At 45.7% G+C, this 20289-nt stretch carries 19 protein-coding genes; 16 read left to right on the top strand and 3 right to left on the bottom strand.

Annotated elements, in window-relative coordinates:
* Positions 1-309 precede the first annotated feature (309 nt).
* Positions 310-1254 (bottom strand): site-specific integrase, encoded by a 945-nt coding sequence (locus DXB58_RS16755; RefSeq protein ID WP_122137611.1) that lies wholly within the window; start codon positions 1252-1254, stop codon positions 310-312.
* A gap of 203 nt (positions 1255-1457) precedes the next feature.
* Between DXB58_RS16755 and DXB58_RS16750 the strand changes: the two genes are divergently transcribed.
* The 7 genes from DXB58_RS16750 (at position 1458) to DXB58_RS16720 (ending at position 9222) form a co-directional block, all read left to right on the top strand.
* Positions 1458-1754, top strand: a complete 297-nt coding sequence (locus DXB58_RS16750) for a DUF4248 domain-containing protein (protein WP_122137610.1) — start codon at positions 1458-1460, stop codon at positions 1752-1754.
* 432 nt (positions 1755-2186) lie between these two features.
* Positions 2187-2822, top strand: coding sequence for a hypothetical protein (locus DXB58_RS16745; RefSeq protein WP_122137609.1), 636 nt, complete (start codon positions 2187-2189; stop codon positions 2820-2822).
* 16 nt (positions 2823-2838) lie between these two features.
* Entirely contained in the window at positions 2839-4218 is a 1380-nt protein-coding gene (gene dnaB, locus DXB58_RS16740; RefSeq protein ID WP_122137608.1) for a replicative DNA helicase, read from the top strand.
* A 188-nt stretch (positions 4219-4406) separates the two neighbouring features.
* Positions 4407-4922 carry an HU family DNA-binding protein gene (locus DXB58_RS16735; RefSeq protein ID WP_122137607.1) on the top strand — a complete coding sequence of 172 codons (516 nt, stop codon included), beginning with the start codon at positions 4407-4409 and terminating at the stop codon, positions 4920-4922.
* A 140-nt stretch (positions 4923-5062) separates the two neighbouring features.
* On the top strand, positions 5063-5365 hold the full coding sequence (locus DXB58_RS16730; RefSeq protein ID WP_122137606.1) for a hypothetical protein: 303 nt from the start codon (positions 5063-5065) through the stop codon (positions 5363-5365).
* Between the two features lie 4 nt (positions 5366-5369).
* A complete protein-coding gene (locus DXB58_RS16725; RefSeq protein ID WP_122137605.1) occupies positions 5370-5852 on the top strand; it encodes an N-acetylmuramoyl-L-alanine amidase in 483 nt (160 codons plus the stop codon).
* A 238-nt stretch (positions 5853-6090) separates the two neighbouring features.
* Entirely contained in the window at positions 6091-9222 is a 3132-nt protein-coding gene (locus DXB58_RS16720; protein WP_122137604.1) for an ATP-binding protein, read from the top strand.
* Positions 9223-9307: 85 nt separating this feature from the next.
* Here the strand turns inward: DXB58_RS16720 and DXB58_RS16715 are convergent, their stop codons facing one another.
* Positions 9308-10255, bottom strand: a complete 948-nt coding sequence (locus DXB58_RS16715; protein ID WP_199487888.1) for an outer membrane beta-barrel protein — start codon at positions 10253-10255, stop codon at positions 9308-9310.
* Between the two features lie 24 nt (positions 10256-10279).
* A complete protein-coding gene (purT, locus tag DXB58_RS16710; protein WP_122137633.1) occupies positions 10280-11446 on the bottom strand; it encodes a formate-dependent phosphoribosylglycinamide formyltransferase in 1167 nt (388 codons plus the stop codon).
* 200 nt (positions 11447-11646) lie between these two features.
* Here purT and DXB58_RS16705 point away from each other — a divergent pair, with 200 nt between their 5' ends.
* The 9 genes from DXB58_RS16705 (at position 11647) to atpA (ending at position 20245) form a co-directional block, all read left to right on the top strand.
* Positions 11647-13200: an ATP-binding protein gene (locus DXB58_RS16705; RefSeq protein ID WP_117935709.1), complete on the top strand. Its 1554-nt coding sequence runs from the start codon at positions 11647-11649 to the stop codon at positions 13198-13200.
* 501 nt (positions 13201-13701) lie between these two features.
* Positions 13702-15222: a F0F1 ATP synthase subunit beta gene (atpD, locus tag DXB58_RS16700; protein WP_008998434.1), complete on the top strand. Its 1521-nt coding sequence runs from the start codon at positions 13702-13704 to the stop codon at positions 15220-15222.
* A gap of 12 nt (positions 15223-15234) precedes the next feature.
* Positions 15235-15480: an ATP synthase F1 subunit epsilon gene (atpC, locus tag DXB58_RS16695; RefSeq protein ID WP_004303467.1), complete on the top strand. Its 246-nt coding sequence runs from the start codon at positions 15235-15237 to the stop codon at positions 15478-15480.
* A gap of 83 nt (positions 15481-15563) precedes the next feature.
* Complete coding sequence (locus tag DXB58_RS16690) at positions 15564-15998, top strand: hypothetical protein (RefSeq protein ID WP_004303466.1); 435 nt, start codon at positions 15564-15566, stop codon at positions 15996-15998.
* Entirely contained in the window at positions 15982-17124 is a 1143-nt protein-coding gene (gene atpB / locus DXB58_RS16685; protein WP_122137602.1) for a F0F1 ATP synthase subunit A, read from the top strand. Before DXB58_RS16690 ends, atpB begins: the two co-directional genes overlap by 17 nt.
* A gap of 108 nt (positions 17125-17232) precedes the next feature.
* The gene (atpE, locus tag DXB58_RS16680; protein ID WP_004295758.1) at positions 17233-17490 is read left to right on the top strand and encodes an ATP synthase F0 subunit C; all 258 of its coding nucleotides are present in this window, start codon (positions 17233-17235) and stop codon (positions 17488-17490) included.
* Between the two features lie 102 nt (positions 17491-17592).
* Positions 17593-18096: a F0F1 ATP synthase subunit B gene (gene atpF, locus DXB58_RS16675; protein ID WP_004295759.1), complete on the top strand. Its 504-nt coding sequence runs from the start codon at positions 17593-17595 to the stop codon at positions 18094-18096.
* Between the two features lie 5 nt (positions 18097-18101).
* Positions 18102-18662, top strand: a complete 561-nt coding sequence (locus tag DXB58_RS16670) for a F0F1 ATP synthase subunit delta (RefSeq protein ID WP_004295760.1) — start codon at positions 18102-18104, stop codon at positions 18660-18662.
* Positions 18662-20245: a F0F1 ATP synthase subunit alpha gene (gene atpA / locus DXB58_RS16665; RefSeq protein ID WP_008998431.1), complete on the top strand. Its 1584-nt coding sequence runs from the start codon at positions 18662-18664 to the stop codon at positions 20243-20245. Before DXB58_RS16670 ends, atpA begins: the two co-directional genes overlap by 1 nt.
* The last annotated feature ends 44 nt before the right edge of the window (positions 20246-20289 follow it).

Raw genomic sequence — 20289 nt, 5'->3', positions numbered from 1 at the left:
TTGTAGGTAACGGAAAAAACCATTGTTTACGCCTGTTGAAAGGTAAATGATACATGGAAAATAAAAAATAGTAATCAAACTCTCCGCCCCTGCTTTTCAGGAGAATGGTAGGGGGGGGGAATGTCTTTTGCAAATTTTAGATGTCGGTGAAGCTCTAATGCAAAGAAGTGATATGTCTTGCTCTTGTTATTTCCCTTTTGAAACTATTTGTTAGAAATAATGTTTGTTTCTGTTTGCATATTTTGATAAATATGCATACTTTTGCTGCATATTCAAAATCCCGTTATCTACAAAGTAACGTCCTATTTGTCAAGCGATTGCTTTCCCTATCGACCGCTCTACGAAATCAATAATCCTCCTGTTCGCATCATCTATTTTCTTACTGTGGAATGGTTTCAGGTAGGTTTCTGTCACCGTGATGGACGAATGTCCCATCGCTTCGGAGATCACTCCCGGATGGATTTCGCAATAATAAGCAGTCGTAGCCCATGTATGGCGGGCAGCATAAGAACTTAACTTGCCTTTGATTCCCAACAGTTCACCCAATAAAGCCAGCTGGTGGTTGAATCCCCGCAATGCCAACTGATATTCCCGGTATGCCTCTTCCGTTCCCTCGCCACTCCGCAGGATGGGAAACAGATAGGGAGAAGCAACATCCCGATTCATATAGCGCTGCAACAGAAACATCGCTTCCGCTGTCAATGTCACGGACAATGTGCGGCCTGTCTTTCTGCGCCGATACGTGATAACATTTTCCTTCAAATCATTCTTGCGTAGATAAGCCAGATCGACGAACGGCAATCCGCGGAGCAGGAACATCAGGATAAACCAATCCTGTGCGGTGCGCATGGCGGTAGTGGCGGAGGATTGTGTCGCCAGACGGGTGAACACTTTCTTCATGTCCTCATTGTCCAATGCCCGCTGACGGTCTGCCCTTGTACCCGTGTAAACCGAACGGAATAAATGAGGCACATACGTCGCTTTCCGTAAAGTAACCGCACGATTATAGACCGCCCGCAAGATGCGCAGATAAGTAGACACTGTGTTCCAACTGCATCCGCGTTCTCGCAGACTGTTTTCGAAACGCTTCAACCATTCGGGTGTCAGTTGCCGAAACAGCATCTTGTCCGAACCCCAAAAGGTACGGATTGCATTCAAGCTGCTCCGGTACACATGAGCAGTCCCTAAATTTCCCCTTTGCTGCAACTCGGCAGCGATTTCTTTCATAAACGAAATCAAATCTTCTTTCTTCATCAACTTTTTTTTTAATAATTATTATTTACTGATTTAACAGCCGAATTTATTCGATAAAACAAAACTATAAATAGATTTTTACACACATAAATTACGTCCTAAAAATTCAATTTAGTTTATAGTTATAAATCAATTCCTTTTCATACTTTTGCGGGAAATTAAACCGACAAAACGGGTTTGATATACAACTTAATTTTATAACAATGAAAGAAAACAAAACAGTCACGGAAACCTACATCATCAATGGTTTCAAACCGTTCTCGCAACTTGCGATGGAATATTTTCCGTGTCCTTCGGGCGTTACCGCGTCCAGAAAAAGAATGCGTGACAAGATTGACCAAAATCTGTCACTCACTGCCGAGCTGCAAGCTGTCGGCTACACCGAACACACCACCTACCTGACTCCGAAGATGCAGGAGATCATTGTTCAATGCTGGGGACCTCCCAAAATTGTGATGGCAATCGTCTATCCGAACGCACCCGAAGAAATGAAACATTAATCTTCAAAAATAGAAAAATCGAACTATATATTTTAATATATATAGTTTATTATTTATATATTTATAATAATACGGTTAGTGTTTCAAGGGTCTTTTTTTAGGTAGGTGTAACCGTCTGCCATATAGCGAGTTGTCTGCTTTCGGAGACCGTTCCACTATGCGTTCGGCAAAAAGGCGCTTTTTTATCCCCTAAATGGAGGCTCTAAATCCATGCGGAAGAGCCTCCATTTGATACATTCAGAAGTTCCGTTTCAGGCAAACGGAGCTTCTGTTTTTTTGCTCTCGCTTTTTTCTGTCTTATTGGGGCACAGGGAGGAATCACGGATAGGTCTATACAATTCTTTAGAGCCGTACACGGTTGAAAAGAATCGAAAATTTAGGAGCGCCCCGGTGTATAGGCTATTTTTGTTGAAAATTTAAAAAGTGACAAGTATGCAAAATGTAAATCCGCAACAAATGGCCGGAAACGGTTATATTGTGATTCCTAAACTGATGTTCGCAGAATATATAAATAGTTGTGACCGCCACGAGGGCGATGTGGAAGCTTTCATAAAACTTCTTCTCAAAGTGAATTATTCCGAAACGGAATACACTGATTATTGGCACAATAAGAGTGTGTGCAAGAGGGGAGAGAGTCTGCGTAGTTACCGGAGCTGGGGTGATGTTTTTCACTGGTCGGCAGGCAAAACATATCGGTTTATGCAAAGATTGTGTGCAAAGGGAATTATTGAAATTATTCCGCATAAAGATGTAGTCATACTGCATATTCGTGTGGTGAATTATGAAAACTGGGTGAACGTTCCCAAAGCCAGCCCTGACGACCTGAAACTGCAAAGGAAAGCCGCCAAGGAGCAATTTGACTTTTTCTGGGAAGAGTATCACCGAATCACCCTGCTTCCCAAAGAAAACGTAGCCAAAGCGCAGCGCGAATGGAAAAAACTAAGCGGCAAGGAACGGAAGCTCGCTCTGGAACGCATTGAAGATTATTATTTCCATCAGACCAATGCCAACTACCTGCTGCACGCCGCCACTTATCTGTCCAACAAAGCATTCCTCAACGAATATTGACCCCCGGAAAAGAAATATGAATACCGAAAATAGAGTTTCGCCACAGGCTCCCGAAGTAGAGGAAGCCATTATAGGAGCCTGCCTGATAGAACAGGAGGCTCTGCCGCTGGTAGCCGACAAGCTACGCCCGGAAATGTTCTACGTAGTCCGCCATCAGCTGATTTTTGCCACCATGATGGCGATGTATCAGGCGGGTACGAAAATAGATATACTCACCGTAAAAGAGGAACTTGCCCGCAGGGGAACGCTCGAAGATGCGGGAGGAGCTTATAATGTGACGTTGCTTAGCAGCAAGGTGGCAAGCTCCGCGCATATCGAATATCACATGAAGATCGTGCATGAGAAGTATCTGCGGCGTGAGATGATTCTGGGGCTTAACAAGTTGCTTGCCTGCTCGCTGGACGAAACGATGGACATTGCCGATACGCTTGTAGACGCCCACAGCCTGCTCGACCGCCTGGAGGGGGAATTCGGGCATAATGATACGATGCGTGGCATGGATGCATTGATGACGGACACCATGAAAGAAGCCGAAGCGCGTATGGCCAAGAGTGTGAACGGGGTGACGGGCATCCCGACGGGATTGACGGATCTGGATCGTATGACGTCCGGATGGCAGAACGGGGAACTGGTGGTGATGGCCTCCCGTCCCTCGGTGGGAAAGACGGCTTTAGCGTTACATCTGGCACGCAGCGCAGCGATGGCGGGGCGTGCGGTGGTGGTGTATAGTCTTGAGATGCAGGGAGAACGGTTGGCGGATCGCTGGCTGGCAGCGGCCAGTGAGATAAATGCCCGGCATTGGCGGACGGGAACGGCCAGCGGGCAGGAGATGGCGGAAGCCCGTGCCGCAGCAGCGGAACTCTCTCGCTTGCGGATACACGTGGACGACGGTTCGGTGGTGAGCATGGATCATGTGCGTTCGAGCGCACGGTTGCTGCAAAGCCAAAATGCGTGTGACCTGATTATTATCGACTACCTGCAACTTTGCGATATGACAACAGGACAAAATAACCGTAACCGCGAACAGGAAGTGGCGCAGGCCACCCGAAAGGCGAAGCTGCTGGCCAAAGAGCTGAATGTGCCGGTGATATTGTTAAGCCAGTTGAACCGGTTGGCGGAGGGGCATATCGACAGGCGTCCGGAGTTGAGCCAGTTGCGCGAGAGTGGTGCTATCGAGCAGGATGCGGACGTTGTGATGCTGCTCTACCGGCCGGCGCTGTCGCGGATTGTAACGGACAAGGAGAGCGGTTATCAGACGGATGGGCTGGGAGTGGTGATCGTAGCCAAGCAACGCAATGGGGAGACGGGGAATGCCTATTTCCACCACAATCCGGAACTGACGAAAATCACGGATTATGTTCCTACTTTGGAATATTTGTTGAAGCATGCTAAATAAGGGCGGATATGGGGTGATCGTTCTCGTGATATTTTATGACATCTATGTCTTGAATATTTTCCTCTTTTTATTTTAATTTGTTGAATAAATAAATGGCGAAATACTTGACTTTGCCTTTCAGATTTTGTATATTTGTAGTGTCGTAAGGATAGAAAATATAATTACCTAAACCTTAACTTTTTTCAATTATGAACGTATTAGTGGAGCGCTATCAGCGCAGAAAGTATGTGAATCAGGAAGATTCACAGATGTTGTATTATGTACGCCAGAAATCGGGTACAGTGAGAGTGATGGACGTCAATAAGCTGGCGGATGCTATCGAGGCCAATTCTTCGCTTACAGCGGGAGACGTGAAGCATGCTATCGAGGCTTTTGTGGAGCAGTTGCGCCTGTCGCTCACGCAAGGTGACAAGGTGAAGATTGATGGATTGGGAACCTTTCACATCACATTGAGCAGTGAGGGGACGGAGAAGGAGAAAGATTGCACGGTGCGCAGCATCCGCAGGGTGAATGTGCGGTTTGTGGCAGATAAGGCGCTCCGCCTGGTGAATACCAGTCATACCTCCACCCGCAGCGAGAATAATGTGGATTTCGTTCTCGCTGGAAAGGGCGAAGCTGAAAACGAGGGTTCCGGTGGCGCAGGTGGAAATACCGGAGGCGGCACCGGCGGAGGTAGCGGCGAGGCTCCGGACCCCGCAGCATAATGAGTAAAGAAAGGGAGTGTCCGGCTTTCCGGCCGCTCTCTCTTTCTCTTTATGATTCTTCTTTTTCACGTTCTATCTTTTTTCTATTTCTCTTTTCTTATTCTCTTCATTTTCTTCATTCTCTTAATTGAATAAAAATCATGCTAGATAAAATTATTGAAATCGTTATGACGATTCTCCCTTTCCTGGGTAATAATCGCAAAAAACGTCAGGCGATGGCGCAGGAAGTCAAAGAGTTCAGCGAACTGGTGAAAGACCAATATACATTTCTGATGCAACAGCTGGAAAAGGTGTTGAAGGATTACTTCGACCTTAGCTCGAAAGTGAAAGAGATGCATACAGAGATATTCTCATTGAGAGGGCAGCTGGCGCAGGCTGCTGCTTTGCAATGTATTAATAAGGAGTGCGTGCAGCGTAATAATGCCAAAGAGGACGGAAAGTGAGGCCATGAGAAACATCAATCTGATTGTGGTGCACTGCTCCGCCACGCGTGAGGACAAGAGTTTTACGGAATTTGATTTGGACGACTGCCACCGCAGGCGGGGATTCAACGGGGCGGGGTATCATTTTTATATCCGCAAAAACGGAGATATTAAATCCACGCGGGCGGTAGAGAAAATCGGGGCGCATGCCAAAGGTTTCAACAAGGAAAGCATCGGCATTTGTTATGAGGGCGGACTCGACTGTAAAGGGCAGCCTAAAGACACCCGTACCGAATGGCAGAAGCACTCGCTGCGGGTATTGATTCTTACGCTGTTGCGGGATTATCCGGGTTGCCGGGTGTGTGGACATCGCGATCTTAGTCCCGACCTCAACGGAAATGGCGAGATAGAGCCGGAAGAGTGGGTGAAAGCGTGTCCCTGTTTTGAGGTAAAAGTTGAATATTCAAAAGATTTTAATAAGCCATCGGAAAAGAAAGAGATAATGTAAATAGGTATGTAAAAACCTTCTTGAAAGATGAACTGGAAATTATTTAAATGTGTAGTCCCGTTTCAGAGTGTGCGCGTGCACTTTCTGGAACGGGATTCGTGTAATAATGAAGATAAACTAATATTTATCAAAAAGTTAGTGAAAGCAATTTCTTTTTTTGATGTTTTTATCAAAATATTAAAATAAAAGTATAGATTTGCAGAGTTTATTAAATATCACAAATAAAACAAGAAAAAATATGGAAGCACTCAAGTTCCGTAAAGCCGCTTTGTTGGTAAGTCTATGCTTTTGGACTTTTACCGTTTTCTCTCAAGTGAAAGAAGATACTATTTTCCAAAATGAATATCTGCTCGTTCTTAATACTTATACATCAGATGCTCCATGGAGCAATGCTATCATTTCCCCCATTCTGCAATGGCTGAATGCGGAAAGGAAAACAGAGGTGTATGTGGAAAACATGAATATGCTGATGATTGATGACAGTTTGAAACTGGCGGACCTCAAATCTACTATTTTTGCCAAATACGGAAAGAAGAAACCTAAAGCCGTATTGCTGCTAGGCAACTCGATGTTGCTTTTCCGTAATGAAATGCGTGAAGCATGGGGGGATATTCCTCTTATCTTGTGCGGGGAGGAGAATTACATGGGACCCGATGACTGTTATATCAAAAAATATCCGGTAGTGCCGTCCGAACAGGTTCCGCTTACCAACTTCACCGAAGAATATAACCTCACATTACTTCAGACCCGTGTTTTTATTGAGGAAAACGTGAAGCTCCTCCAACACATGATTCCCGACATGAAGAAAATTATTCTGATCGGAGACGGACGTTATGTGAACCAGCAACTCAATGTTGATTTGAAACAGCTCTTGCAGAAGAAATATTCGAATCTGGAATATGACTTCTATTCAGCTGCGAATATGACTACGGATAGTTTGCTGTTAAAGCTAAACAAAGTGAACAGTGCCACCACGGGAGTACTTCTTTCGTCATGGTTCACCCGCCAAGTGGTAGCGGGAAATGTGCAGTTGCAAGCCAACTCATTCCAAGTGATCTCGAATAGCGTGACTCCTATATTTGCACTTAAAAACTCTCTTGTCGTGAATAGCGGAATGATAGGAGGTTTCATGTATTCACAAACGGCATTCAACGAGCAGTTGCACAAGACGCTCTCTGCCGTACTGTCGGGAGTCGATCCGCGTACTATACCGTTTTATATCCCGGAAGGAGAAAATATATTCAATTATCCCGCTTTGTTGCAACGGAATTTTTTACCGGACAATTGTCCGTCCGATTCTGTCTTCCTCAACCGTCCGCTGACTGTGTGGCAGCAGTATGGCTATTTATTCATAATCATCATCGCTTTCTTTATTATTCTCTTTGTGGTGCTTTATCAGTATACGAGAATCAAAGCATTGGGGAAAGTGCGTGAAGCCCAACGGACGCAATTGGAAACGGCACAGGAATTGTCGGATTTGTTTGATAATATGCCTATTATCTATGCTCGTGAACGCCTGATACGTGATGATGAGGGAGAAATTGTCGATATGGAAATTTGCGCCATAAACAAGCATTTCCTGAAACAGTATGCACCTAAGGTGGATGTAATCGGCAAGCGGGCAAGTGAGCTGTTCGGAACAAACTTCCTCGCCTCCCTAAACTATGCGAAGATTCTGGATAAGGAGAAACGTCCGATCGCGTATTCATTTTATACCCAGCAGAGCAATAAACATCAGGAAATCGTGATGGCTCTTAGTTCGAAGAAAGATTGCGTCGATGTGTTTGGTGTGGACAGCACAGATTTGTATCACACCCAGCAAAAGCTGAACGCCACAAACCAAAAATTGATTATGGCGCTCGAAGTGGCCGACATCATTCCCTGGAAGTGGGATTTGGAACGGAGGATGATTCTATGTGACATAAACCGCCCTATCGAATTGAGCACTGAAGAACTGGATGTCACTGAAGAGCAACTTTCTGTGCCCGATGCACAGTACTTCGCAAAAATATTCAGAGAAGACCGCCCACGCATTGAGAAAGCTTATCAGGATTTGATTGCAGGAACTATTAAGAAAGTGAAGGAAGAATACCGGGTAGTTACCCGTACCAATACCGGACTGCAAACGGATTGGGTGGAAGCACAGGCAACTGTTGCCACTCGTGACGAAAACGGTCGCCCGCTAACGTTGGTAGGCTCTTCACTGGTGATTACTGCCCGCAAGGCTTTGGAACAGGAATTGGTGAGTGCCAAGGATCGTGCCGAGGAATCGAATCGACTGAAAAGCGCATTCCTAGCCAATATGAGCCACGAGATACGTACTCCGCTGAATGCGATTGTCGGGTTCTCCGGACTGCTTCCCACCGTGGAGGAACCGGAAGAGAAAGAGGAGTATATCACGATCATCGAGAACAATAACAAATTGCTGTTACAACTGGTGGGCGACATTCTCGACCTGTCTAAAATTGAATCGGGCACGCTTGAGTTTGCTTACCTGCCCAAGCACTTGGGTGAAATTCTGCATGGTATAAAATGCTCGATGCAAGCCCGTACGGAAGAGAAAGGGCTAGCTTTTAGTCTCGTGAACCCCATGCCGGATTGTTGCATCGAAACGGATGGCAACCGGTTAAGCCAGGTGATTACGAACCTCCTTACCAATGCAATTAAATTTACGGATAAAGGTGGTATCACGTTCGGATATACATTGGAGAAAGAAGAAAATATGCTGCGTTTCTATGTGACTGATACGGGATGCGGTATACAGGAGGATAAAGTTGGAACGGTGTTCAACCGCTTTGTGAAACTGAATAGTTTTGCGCAAGGCACAGGACTCGGACTTTCGATCTGCCAAATGATTGTGGAGCACATGGGAGGAAAAATAGGTGTGGAATCGGAATACGGAAAGGGGGCTACTTTCTGGTTCACACTGCCTTATCATCCTGTAAAAAAGGTGCAGCCGCAGGAACCGAAGTTTGATGTGATGCACGTGCATCGTGATGATATAAGTATTCTGATTGCCGAAGATAACGACAGTAATTATAAACTGTTTGAGAATATCCTGCACAAGGATTTCAATATTATCCATGCTTGGAATGGTCAGGAGGCTGTCGATTTGTTCAAGGAGAAGCATCCGCATATTGTATTGATGGACATTAATATGCCTATAATGAACGGATATGAAGCAACGAAAGAGATACGCAAACTGTCCGCCGAAATTCCTATCATCGCTATCACGGCTTATGCTTACGCCTCGGACGAGCAGCGTATTCTTAGCGAAGGTTTCGACGGGTATGCTTCCAAACCGATCAATGCTAGTGTGCTGAAAATGAAACTGTCTGAAATTATAAGTAAACGGATGGTGTTCTTTTAAAGAATAGGGATAAATAAGAAAAACTCCAATCAATGAGACTGTATCAGTCGTATTGGTTGGAGTTTTCTTTTTAAGCAAGTATGCATCAGAAATACCAACGTATTCCTCCGAGAACGTTGAAGCGGGTAATTCCGGTACGTTCGTTGTCTTTTAGCTTTACTTCGCTGCGATCCGGCAGGCTGCCATTGATGGTGTTTGCAGATATACCTACTCCCCATTGGTTGGTAATCATGTATTCTAAGCCTACCGTAGCGTGTGCTCCCAGTCCGCTGGAATGGTAACCCGGTTCATTGTAGAGGAATAATCCCAAGCCTAGCCCGGCTTTTAATATCCATTTATCCCATCTGGAACGTACCACCCATTCGGGGGCAATGTAGGACAACATCATGTTTCCGCCGGGGAAAGAGGCTCTGAAACCGGAATATTGCATTCCGATACCCCAGCCACTGCTCCAGGTGTATTCGTAAGAGAGTTTCCAATCTACACCGCCTTTGCTTCCCAAAGAGCGGCCATCGACGTCATAGAGTTTGCTGGTCACCCATCCGTATCCTATACTCCCTTCGAAAGTGCTGGACGGAGCCCGTCTGTTCTCTGCCCGTTCTTTAGTCACTACATGGTCGAGTTCGATCATGTCTTGCACCGGATTGACTTTCATTGTGTCCACCTGACGGTCCGAAAGGCGAAGCATCAAGCCGGATATCTGATGGCAGGAGCTTCCCCAAAAGGAGGGTTTCAGATGGTCGGTGATGACAAGTCCGTTGCCGCCATTCTTTCCCGTAGCTTCTTGCGCCAGATGTAACACCTGATCGTAACGGCATTTGGACGAAGTGCCCCGGTCTACCACTGAAATGCGGCCTATGGTTTCGGCTGTGTTAGGAACTTTATCTCCCAGTTCGATGACATAGACCGAATCTGTCGGAATAATATCCGGATAGACTTTCGAAATGTGGGTCACCACTTTGGGCGAACAGGCAGTCATCAGCAACAGCATGGCGACTCCGTACAAATTGACGGTTTTCAAGTGTTTTGTCATTAGATTTAGAATTGTTGTCTGGCTTTAGAATACCTCTACTTTCTCGGCAATTCTTTTTGCCTTATCACGCAGTGCATCCAAATCGGCATCCAGCGGAGCATAGCAAAGCACTACTCCCATACGGCGGTTGACGCGGGTAAACGGTTTGCCGAATATGCGGAGGTAGGTATCTTCTTCTTTCGTCACTTCTTCCATGCCGCGATATTGCGGACGTTCCTGGCTGGCAATCGGGGAAAGGATCACAGCGCTTGCGCCTATCCGTTCTTGTTTGATGCCGGGAATGGGCAGGCCGAGCACGGCACGTAAGTGGAGTTCGAACTCATTCAGGTTTTGTGTGCCCGCCAGTGTTACCATACCTGTGTCATGCGGACGAGGGGAAAGTTCGGAGAAATAGACTCCGTTCTCGTGGCTTAGGAAGAATTCAACTCCCCAAAGTCCTGCGCCTGTCAATGCACGGGTTACTTTTTCGGCCATCTCTTCCGCTTCTTTCAAATGGGCGGGATCAATGTGTGCAGGCTGGAAACTTTCACGATAGTCGCCACCTTTCTGCACGTGTCCGATGGGAGGGCAGAAGAGGGTAGGGCCGTTCTTTTGGGTAACGGTGAGCAGGGTGATTTCGCTGTCAAACTTGATGAATTCTTCAATGATAAGTTCGCGAATATCGCCACGGCTGCCACTGCATCCGTATTCCCAGGCGTGTTCGAGTTCGTCGGCACTCTTCACGAGCGATTGTCCTTTGCCGGAAGAGGACATCAACGGTTTAACGACACAAGGGAAACCGATTTTGTCGGCAGCTTCTTTCAGTTCTTCCAGGGTTTTGGCATAGAAGTATTTGGCTGTTTTCAGTCCGAGTTCTTGGGCGGCAAGGTCGCGAATGGCTTTACGGTTCATGGTGAAGTTCACGGCACGAGCACTGGGAACTACCTGAATGCCTTCTTTTTCGAAGTCGTATAAACGTTCTGTACGGATTGCTTCAATCTCCGGAACGATAATGTCCGGGCGGTGTTTCTTCACCACGCGTTCCAGTTCTTCACCATTCAGCATGTCGAATATTTCAAATTCATCGGCCACTTGCATAGCCGGTGCTCCTGCATAGGAGTCGCAAGCAATGATGTGCTGGCCTTTACGTTGAGCTGAAATTACAAATTCTTTTCCTAGTTCGCCGGAACCGAGTAACAGTATTTTCTTCATCATTTTGAGTGTTTTATATTAGTGGCGCAAAATTACAGCAAAAAATGGATAATATATAGATTATCGGCGTATTTAAATTTTTGTTTTATAAATAAAAGGAGAAAGTGAATCTTGTACGAAAAACTTTCATGCCGGATTTTATGTTTTCTTTAATCGAAAAGCGTATCTTTGTGTATTGCAATTTTAAAAGAGTGGAGTGTATGGAAAATAAAATATATCCTATCGGAATACAAAATTTTGAGAGCTTACGTAATGACGGCTACTTTTATATTGATAAAACGGCTTTAGTCTACCAATTGGTGAAGACTGGACGTTATTACTTCCTTAGTCGCCCTCGCCGTTTTGGCAAAAGTCTTCTGCTTTCTACGCTCGAAGCCTATTTTCAAGGAAAGAAAGAACTCTTTGACGGATTGGCTATGGAAAAACTGGAAAAGGATTGGATAAAATACCCCATATTGCATCTGGATTTGAATGCGGAGAAATATACTGCTCCCGAAGCACTCGATCAGGTGCTGGAAAGTGCTTTGCGTGGATGGGAAGCTCTCTATGGCGCGCAGGATTATGAAAGAACATTTGCTTCCCGTTTTCAAGGTATCATTCAGCGTGCTTGTGATAAGACCGGACAGCGGGTGGTGGTGCTTGTAGACGAATATGATAAACCGATGTTGCAGGCCATAGGTAATGACGAGCTTCAGAAAAGCTATCGTGAGACATTGAAGGCTTTTTACGGAGCATTGAAGAGTAAGGATGGATGCATCAAGTTTGGTATGTTGACGGGAGTAACCAAATTCGGTAAGGTCAGTGTATTCAGCGATCTGAATAATCTGGATGATATCTCGATGCGGAATCAGTATATAGATATCTGTGGTATTAATGAGCAGGAATTGCATGACAATCTGGAGGATGAGCTTCATAGTCTGGCCAGTGCTCAAGGAATGACGTATGATGAAATTTGCGCAAAATTGCAGGAGTATTATGATGGTTATCATTTTACGCATAACTCTATCGGTATGTATAATCCGTTCAGTCTGCTCAATACTTTTAAATATAATGAATTTGGTAGTTATTGGTTTGAGACCGGTACTCCTACCTATCTGGTAGAACTGCTTAAAAAACATCATTATGATCTTCGCCGTATGGCGCACGAAGAAACAACTGCCACTGTATTGAACAGTATTGATTCTACATCAGACAATCCTATTCCGGTAATCTACCAAAGCGGTTATCTTACCATAAAGGGGTACGATCAACGGTTTGGCATTTATCGCTTGGGATTTCCGAACCGCGAAGTGGAAGAGGGGTTCATTAACTTTCTGCTTCCTTTCTATGCTAATACCAACGCTGTGGAATCGCAGTTTGAAATACAGAAGTTTGTTCGTGAAGTGGAATCCGGAGATTATGACTCTTTCTTTCGTCGTTTGCAAAGTTTCTTTGCAGATACACCTTATGAATTAGTCCGCGACCTGGAATTACATTATCAGAATGTTCTTTTTATTGTCTTCAAACTTGTTGGTTTTTACGTCAAAGCAGAGTATCACACAAGTGCAGGACGCATTGATCTTCTTTTGCAGACGGATAAATTTATCTATGTGATGGAATTTAAGTTGGATGGTACGGCCGAAGAAGCTCTGCTGCAAATCAACGAGAAGCATTATGCGCAACCGTTTGAAAACGATGATCGTAAGCTCTTTAAGATTGGAGTGAACTTTAGTGCGGAAATGCGGAATATAGAGAAATGGATAGTCGAAAAATAGGGAATTCCGCCTTTAAACTTTCTTAAGGAAAGCATGAAAATAAGGACTTTTCTGTGTTCGAACACAAAACTAGTTGTTTTTGCCACTATCTCCTGTTTTTGCTAATCCATTGATTTTTAACAAAGAGATAGGAAACTCGACGGGCAAATTCAGTTTATTGATAGATTATTGCCCCTAAACTTGTTTTGCTATTGATTTGTAGCAGAAATTTGTCTGAATTGGTCAATCTGTAGTCATTGTAGGTCTAATAAGTGTTATCGAACGACAAATTATGAAAAAGGAAGCACAACGACACGGAATTGTTTCTACATTTGCGCAGTTGTTTCTTTAACTATTTCTAAGGACAGAAGTTTATGGGATATAGAAAATAGTTGAACAAAAACTGAACTCTACTGTTTATTATAATATTGAAATAGGTAAAACGCGAAAAATGTGCATTCCTTTCATATTATAAAGTCAAAAGGAGAGAAAAGAATAATATAAATAAATTAGAGATTGCTTATGTCACAGATTATCGGACATATCTCGCAGGTGATCGGCCCTGTGGTCGATGTGTACTTTGAGGGTACGGATGCAGAATTGGTGCTGCCAAGCATCCACGACGCACTGGAGATAAAGAGGCCAAACGGCAAAATACTGGTTGTAGAAGTTCAGCAACATATCGGCGAAAATACGGTGCGTACCGTAGCGATGGACAGTACCGACGGACTTCAGAGAGGCATGAAAGTGTATCCCACCGGAGGCCCGATCACGATGCCGATTGGCGAACAGATTAAAGGACGACTGATGAACGTAGTCGGTGATTCGATCGACGGTATGAAAGGACTCGACCGCAAAGGTGCATATTCCATTCATCGCGAACCCCCTAAGTTTGAGGATTTGACCACTGTGCAAGAGGTGCTCTTCACAGGTATCAAAGTGATCGACCTGCTCGAACCGTATGCCAAAGGTGGTAAAATCGGTTTGTTCGGCGGTGCCGGTGTAGGAAAGACTGTATTGATTCAGGAACTTATCAATAATATCGCCAAGAAACATAATGGATTCTCTGTTTTTGCCGGAGTAGGTGAACGTACCCGTGAAGGTAACGACTTGCTGCGCGAAATGATTGAATCCGGTGTAATCCGTTACGGCGAAGCATTCAAAGAAGGAATGGAGAAAGGTCACTGGGATCTTTCGAAAGTGGATTATAACGAACTGGAGAAATCGCAAGTGTCTCTGATTTTCGGTCAGATGAACGAGCCTCCGGGCGCACGTGCCTCTGTGGCATTGTCCGGACTGACGGTGGCGGAATCTTTCCGCGACGCAGGAAAAGAAGGTGAGAAACGCGATATTCTGTTCTTTATTGATAATATCTTCCGTTTCACGCAAGCAGGTTCGGAAGTGTCCGCCCTTTTGGGACGTATGCCGTCCGCCGTTGGTTACCAGCCTACGCTGGCTACGGAAATGGGTGCGATGCAGGAACGTATCACGTCTACCCGCAAAGGTTCTATCACCTCCGTACAGGCGGTGTATGTGCCTGCCGATGACTTGACCGACCCGGCTCCTGCAACAACTTTCAGCCACTTGGATGCCACTACCGTGCTCGACCGTAAGATTACGGAGCTGGGTATTTATCCGGCGGTAGACCCGTTGGCTTCTACGTCACGTATCCTCGACCCGCACATTGTTGGCCAGGAACACTACGACATAGCGCAGCAGGTGAAACAAATTCTGCAACGTAACAAGGAATTGCAGGACATTATTTCCATCCTCGGTATGGAGGAACTTTCGGAAGAAGACAAGATGGTGGTGAACCGCGCCCGTCGTGTGCAGCGTTTCCTTTCACAACCGTTTGCCGTAGCCGAACAGTTTACAGGCGTTCCGGGTGTGATGGTGGGTATTGAAGACACTATCAAGGGATTCAAGATGATTCTGGAAGGAGAAGTGGATTATCTTCCCGAACAGGCTTTCTTGAATGTCGGAACCATTGAGGAGGCAATAGAGAAAGGTAAGAAATTGCTGGAACAGGCAGCAAAAAAATAAAAAGATAGCATGATGAAAGAACTGCATTTGAGTATAGTATCGCCCGAAAAGAGCATATTCGACGGAAATGTGAAGATTGTCACATTGCCGGGAATGATCGGTTCGTTTTCTATTCTCCCCGGGCATGCGCCCATTGTTTCGTCGTTGAAAGCGGGAACGTTGAGTTACACGACGATGGACGGAGAAGAGCACACGATGGATATTCAGGGCGGTTTTGTCGAAATGAGTGACGGTACGGTTTCCGCCTGTGTTTCCTGACGGAAGCTCCCCACCGGCACAAAGACTAAGCATCAAAAGATTGAAAAAAACGAGATTATAACCTTACAGAAAAACACAGTAACATGGTGAATATTAGTAAAACTAAACGGAATTTTATTTGGTGGCATACCTTATTTGCGGTAATTAGCGGGGCACTCGGAGCTGTCATTCTACACTTCGCTTTGCCGGGGCATTATTTCGGAGGGTATCCGTTTATTCCGATCTATTTTTACTTTTTCGGGCTGTTTAGCATTTATGCTTTCGACGCTTGCCGCCGGCATGCTCCACAGAGAATGTTACTGTTGTATCTGGCAACGAAGATGATAAAAATGATTCTTTCGCTGATTCTGGTATTGATTTATTGTCTTGCCGTTCGCGAAGAAGCCAGAGCCTTTCTGCTGACGTTTATCTTGTTCTATTTGATATATCTGGTATTCGAAACCTGGTTCTTCTTCTCTTTTGAGTTGAATCAGAAACGGAAAAAGAAAAATAAGAAGAAAAATGAAACAGTTGCATAACATAGTAGCTCCGTTGATTCTGTTCTGCCTCATGGCGACAGTCGGCTTGCCGGTTCTTGCACAGGAACAGGAGAGGGAAGCGGTGTCACAACAGACGCAGGACGAGATTACTCCGAAAGAGGAACAGGAGAACACGGTGGATGTGAAAGAAATTGTGTTCGGTCATATCGGAGACTCCTACGAATGGCATATTACGACGTGGGGTAACACGCACATTACTATACCATTACCTATTATTGTTTATAGTAGCACTACAGGTTGGCACACGTTCCTTTCTTCCCGTCTCGAAGAGAATGGAGGGACTTATGAAGGACTTTCCATCGCTCCCGAAGGAAGTAAGTACGAGGGCAAACTGGTAGAGTATAATGCGGCAGGCGAACAGGTTCGCCCGTGGGATATTTCCATCACGAAAGTGACGTTTGCTTTGCTGTTCAACAGCGTGTTGTTGCTCATCATTGTATTGAGCGTGTCACACTGGTATAGAAAACGTCCGCAAGGAGCGAAAGCGCCGGGAGGATTTATCGGATTCATGGAGATGTTCATCATGATGGTGAACGACGATATTATCAAGAGTTGTGTAGGACCCAACTACCGGAAGTTTGCACCGTATCTGCTGACAGCGTTCTTTTTCATCTTTATCAATAACATGATGGGGTTGATTCCGTTCTTCCCTGGAGGTGCGAACGTGACGGGAAATATCGCTATCACTATGGTGCTTGCAGTCTGCACGTTCCTGGCAGTGAATATCTTCGGTTCGAAACATTACTGGAAGGATATTTTCTGGCCTGATGTACCTTGGTGGCTGAAAGTGCCTATACCGATGATGCCATTCATCGAGTTCTTCGGAATCTTTACGAAACCGTTTGCTTTGATGATTCGTCTTTTTGCCAATATGCTGGCGGGACACATGGCGATGTTGGTGCTTACCTGCTTGATCTTTATCTCGGCAAGCATGGGGCCTGCACTGAACGGCACGCTGACGGTGGCTTCCGTATTGTTCAACATTTTTATGAATGCGCTTGAGTTGTTGGTTGCCTTCATCCAGGCTTACGTATTTACGATGTTGTCGGCAGTGTTTATCGGTCTGGCACAGGAAGGCGCCAAAGTGAAAACAGAAGAAGATTGAAATGAAACGCGGTGAAAACGTCAATAAAAAGAATACGGAATAAACGTGCGGAATGAATGATTAAATAATAAACAAGAGAAAATATAAACCATTTTAAAACTGAAAATTATGTTACTATCAGTATTGTTACAAGCCACTGCAGCAGCAGTAGGAGTTAGTAAATTAGGTGCAGCTATCGGTGCAGGTCTTGCAGTAATCGGAGCTGGTTTGGGTATTGGTAAGATTGGTGGTTCGGCAATGGAGGCAATCGCACGCCAGCCGGAAGCATCAGGGGACATCCGTATGAACATGATTATCGCCGCCGCCTTGATTGAAGGTGTGGCTCTGTTGGCGGTAGTAGTTTGTCTGTTGGTGTTCTTCCTCTAATCAGGTATATAACAAGCGAATTTCGCAGGCGTGAACCATGTTTCAAATCATGATAAGCCGCGAAATCGTAAATTGTAAATCGTAAAATCGTAAATAAAGATTATGTCATTACTATTACCTGATAGTGGCCTGCTGTTCTGGATGTTTCTCTCATTCGGGATTGTGTTCGTGATATTGGCGAAATATGGCTTCCCCGTCATCATCAAGATGGTGGAGGGTCGTAAGACCTATATCGACCAGTCTTTGGAGGTGGCGAGAGAAGCTAATGCCCAGTTGTCTAAACTGAAAGAGGAAGGCGACGCATTGGTGGCTGCCGCCAACAAAGAACAAGGACGCATCTTGAGGGAAGCAATGGAAGAACGTGACAAGATTGTTCACGAGGCCCGTAAGCAAGCCGAAATTGCCGCACAAAAAGAATTGGATGCGGTGAAACAACAAATCCAGATAGAGAAAGACGAAGCCATCCGCGACATCCGTCGCCAGGTAGCCGTGCTTTCTGTGGACATCGCCGAGAAAGTGCTCCGCAAGAGTCTTGAGGACAAGGAAGCACAGATGGGCATGATCGACCGTATGCTGGATGAAGTACTAACCCCGAATAAGAACTAAGGAAGATGGAAGTCGGAATACTCTCAATGCGTTATGCAAAAGCCATCATTGAATATGCACAGGAAAAAGGTCTGGAGGACAGGTTATATCAGGAGTTCCTGACGCTGTCGCACAGTTTTTGTGAACAGCCCGGTTTGCGCGAAGCACTTGATAATCCGGTCATCACAACGAAGGAAAAGTTGGCGTTAGTCTGCACGGCTGCCGATGGTGACGGAAAATCGACCAGAGAGTTTGTCCGTTTTATCACTTTGGTACTGCGAAACAGGCGTGAAGGCTATCTGCAATTTATCAGCCTGATGTATCTGGATCTTTACCGGAAGCTGAAGCATATCGGAGTGGGTAAGCTCATTACAGCCGTTCCCGTCAATAAGGAAACGGAAAACCGGATTCGTTCCGCAGCAGAGCATATCTTGCACGCCCAGATGGAACTCGAAACGGTGATAGATCCTTCGATTGAAGGCGGATTTATCTTCGATGTCAACGACTACCGACTGGATGCAAGCGTTGCCACGCAGTTGAAGCGAGTGAAACAACAATTTATTGATAAGAATAGGAGAATTGTATAATGTCTGAAAATATAAAAGTAAGCGAAGTATCTGATATATTGCGCAAGCAGCTCGAAGGAATCAACGCCAATGTGCAACTTGATGAAATCGGTACGGTGCTTCAGGTGAGCGACGGCGTAGTGCGTATCTATGGATTGCGAAATGCCGAAGCCAATGAATTGCTGGAGTTTGACAATGGTATCAAAGCAATCGTGATGAACCTCGAAGAGGACAACGTGGGTGCTGTGCTGTTGGGTCCGACGGACAAGATCAAAGAGGGATTCGTCGTGAAGCGTACCAAACGTATCGCCTCCATCCGTGTAGGAGAGGGCATGCTGGGACGTGTGATCGACCCGCTGGGCGAACCGCTCGACGGCAAGGGGCTGATTGGCGGCGAACTGTATGATATGCCATTGGAACGGAAAGCTCCGGGGGTAATCTACCGTCAGCCTGTGAACCAACCGTTACAGACGGGATTGAAGGCGGTAGACGCCATGATTCCTATCGGTCGTGGACAGCGTGAGTTGATTATCGGCGACCGCCAGACGGGAAAGACTGCCATCGCTATTGATACGATTATCAACCAGCGCAGTAACTTCCTGGCAGGTGATCCTGTATATTGTATTTATGTGGCTATCGGTCAGAAGGGTTCTACCGTTGCTTCTATCGTTAATACGCTTCGTGAGTACGGAGCACTGGACTACACGATTGTGGTGGCTGCTACGGCTGGTGATCCGGCTGCATTGCAGTATTACGCTCCTTTTGCGGGTGCTGCCATTGGCGAGTATTTCCGTGATACCGGTCGTCATGCATTGGTGGTTTATGATGACCTTTCCAAGCAGGCGGTAGCTTATCGTGAGGTTTCTCTGATTCTTCGCCGTCCGTCAGGTCGTGAGGCTTATCCGGGTGATATTTTCTATCTGCACTCTCGTTTGTTGGAACGTGCTGCCAAGATTATCAGTCAGGAGGAAGTGGCTCGCGAAATGAACGATCTTCCGGAAAGTCTGAAGGGAATTGTCAAAGGCGGTGGTTCGCTCACGGCATTGCCTATCATCGAAACGCAGGCTGGTGACGTATCGGCTTATATCCCGACGAACGTGATTTCTATCACCGACGGACAGATATTCCTCGAAACTGACTTGTTCAACCAGGGTACGCGTCCGGCTATCAACGTGGGTATCTCTGTATCCCGTGTAGGTGGTAACGCGCAGATTAAGGCTATGAAGAAAGTGGCAGGAACATTGAAGATCGACCAGGCACAGTATCGTGAACTGGAAGCGTTCTCCAAGTTCAGCAGCGACATGGACCCGATTACCGCATTGACGATTGACAAGGGACGTAAGAATGGCCAGCTGTTGATTCAGCCTCAATACAGCCCGATGCCCGTAGAACAGCAGATTGCTATTCTCTACTGTGGTACACACGGACTGCTCCATGATGTTCCTCTGGATAAGGTGCAGGACTTTGAACGTAGCTTCATTGAATCGCTGCAACTGAATCATCAGGAGGATGTATTGGATGTATTGAAAACGGGTGTGATTGATGATAATGTGATTAAGGCTATCGAAGAGACTGCCGCTATGGTCACTAAACAATTTATCTAATTGGTCATTGGTTTATCTGATTGGCCTTTAAAATAAATCTAAAT

It is taken from the genome of Bacteroides sp. OM05-10AA (genome assembly GCF_003439055.1).
In the GTDB taxonomy this organism is placed as follows: domain Bacteria; phylum Bacteroidota; class Bacteroidia; order Bacteroidales; family Bacteroidaceae; genus Bacteroides; species Bacteroides intestinigallinarum.
This window is presented reverse-complemented; position numbering and strand designations above follow the sequence as displayed.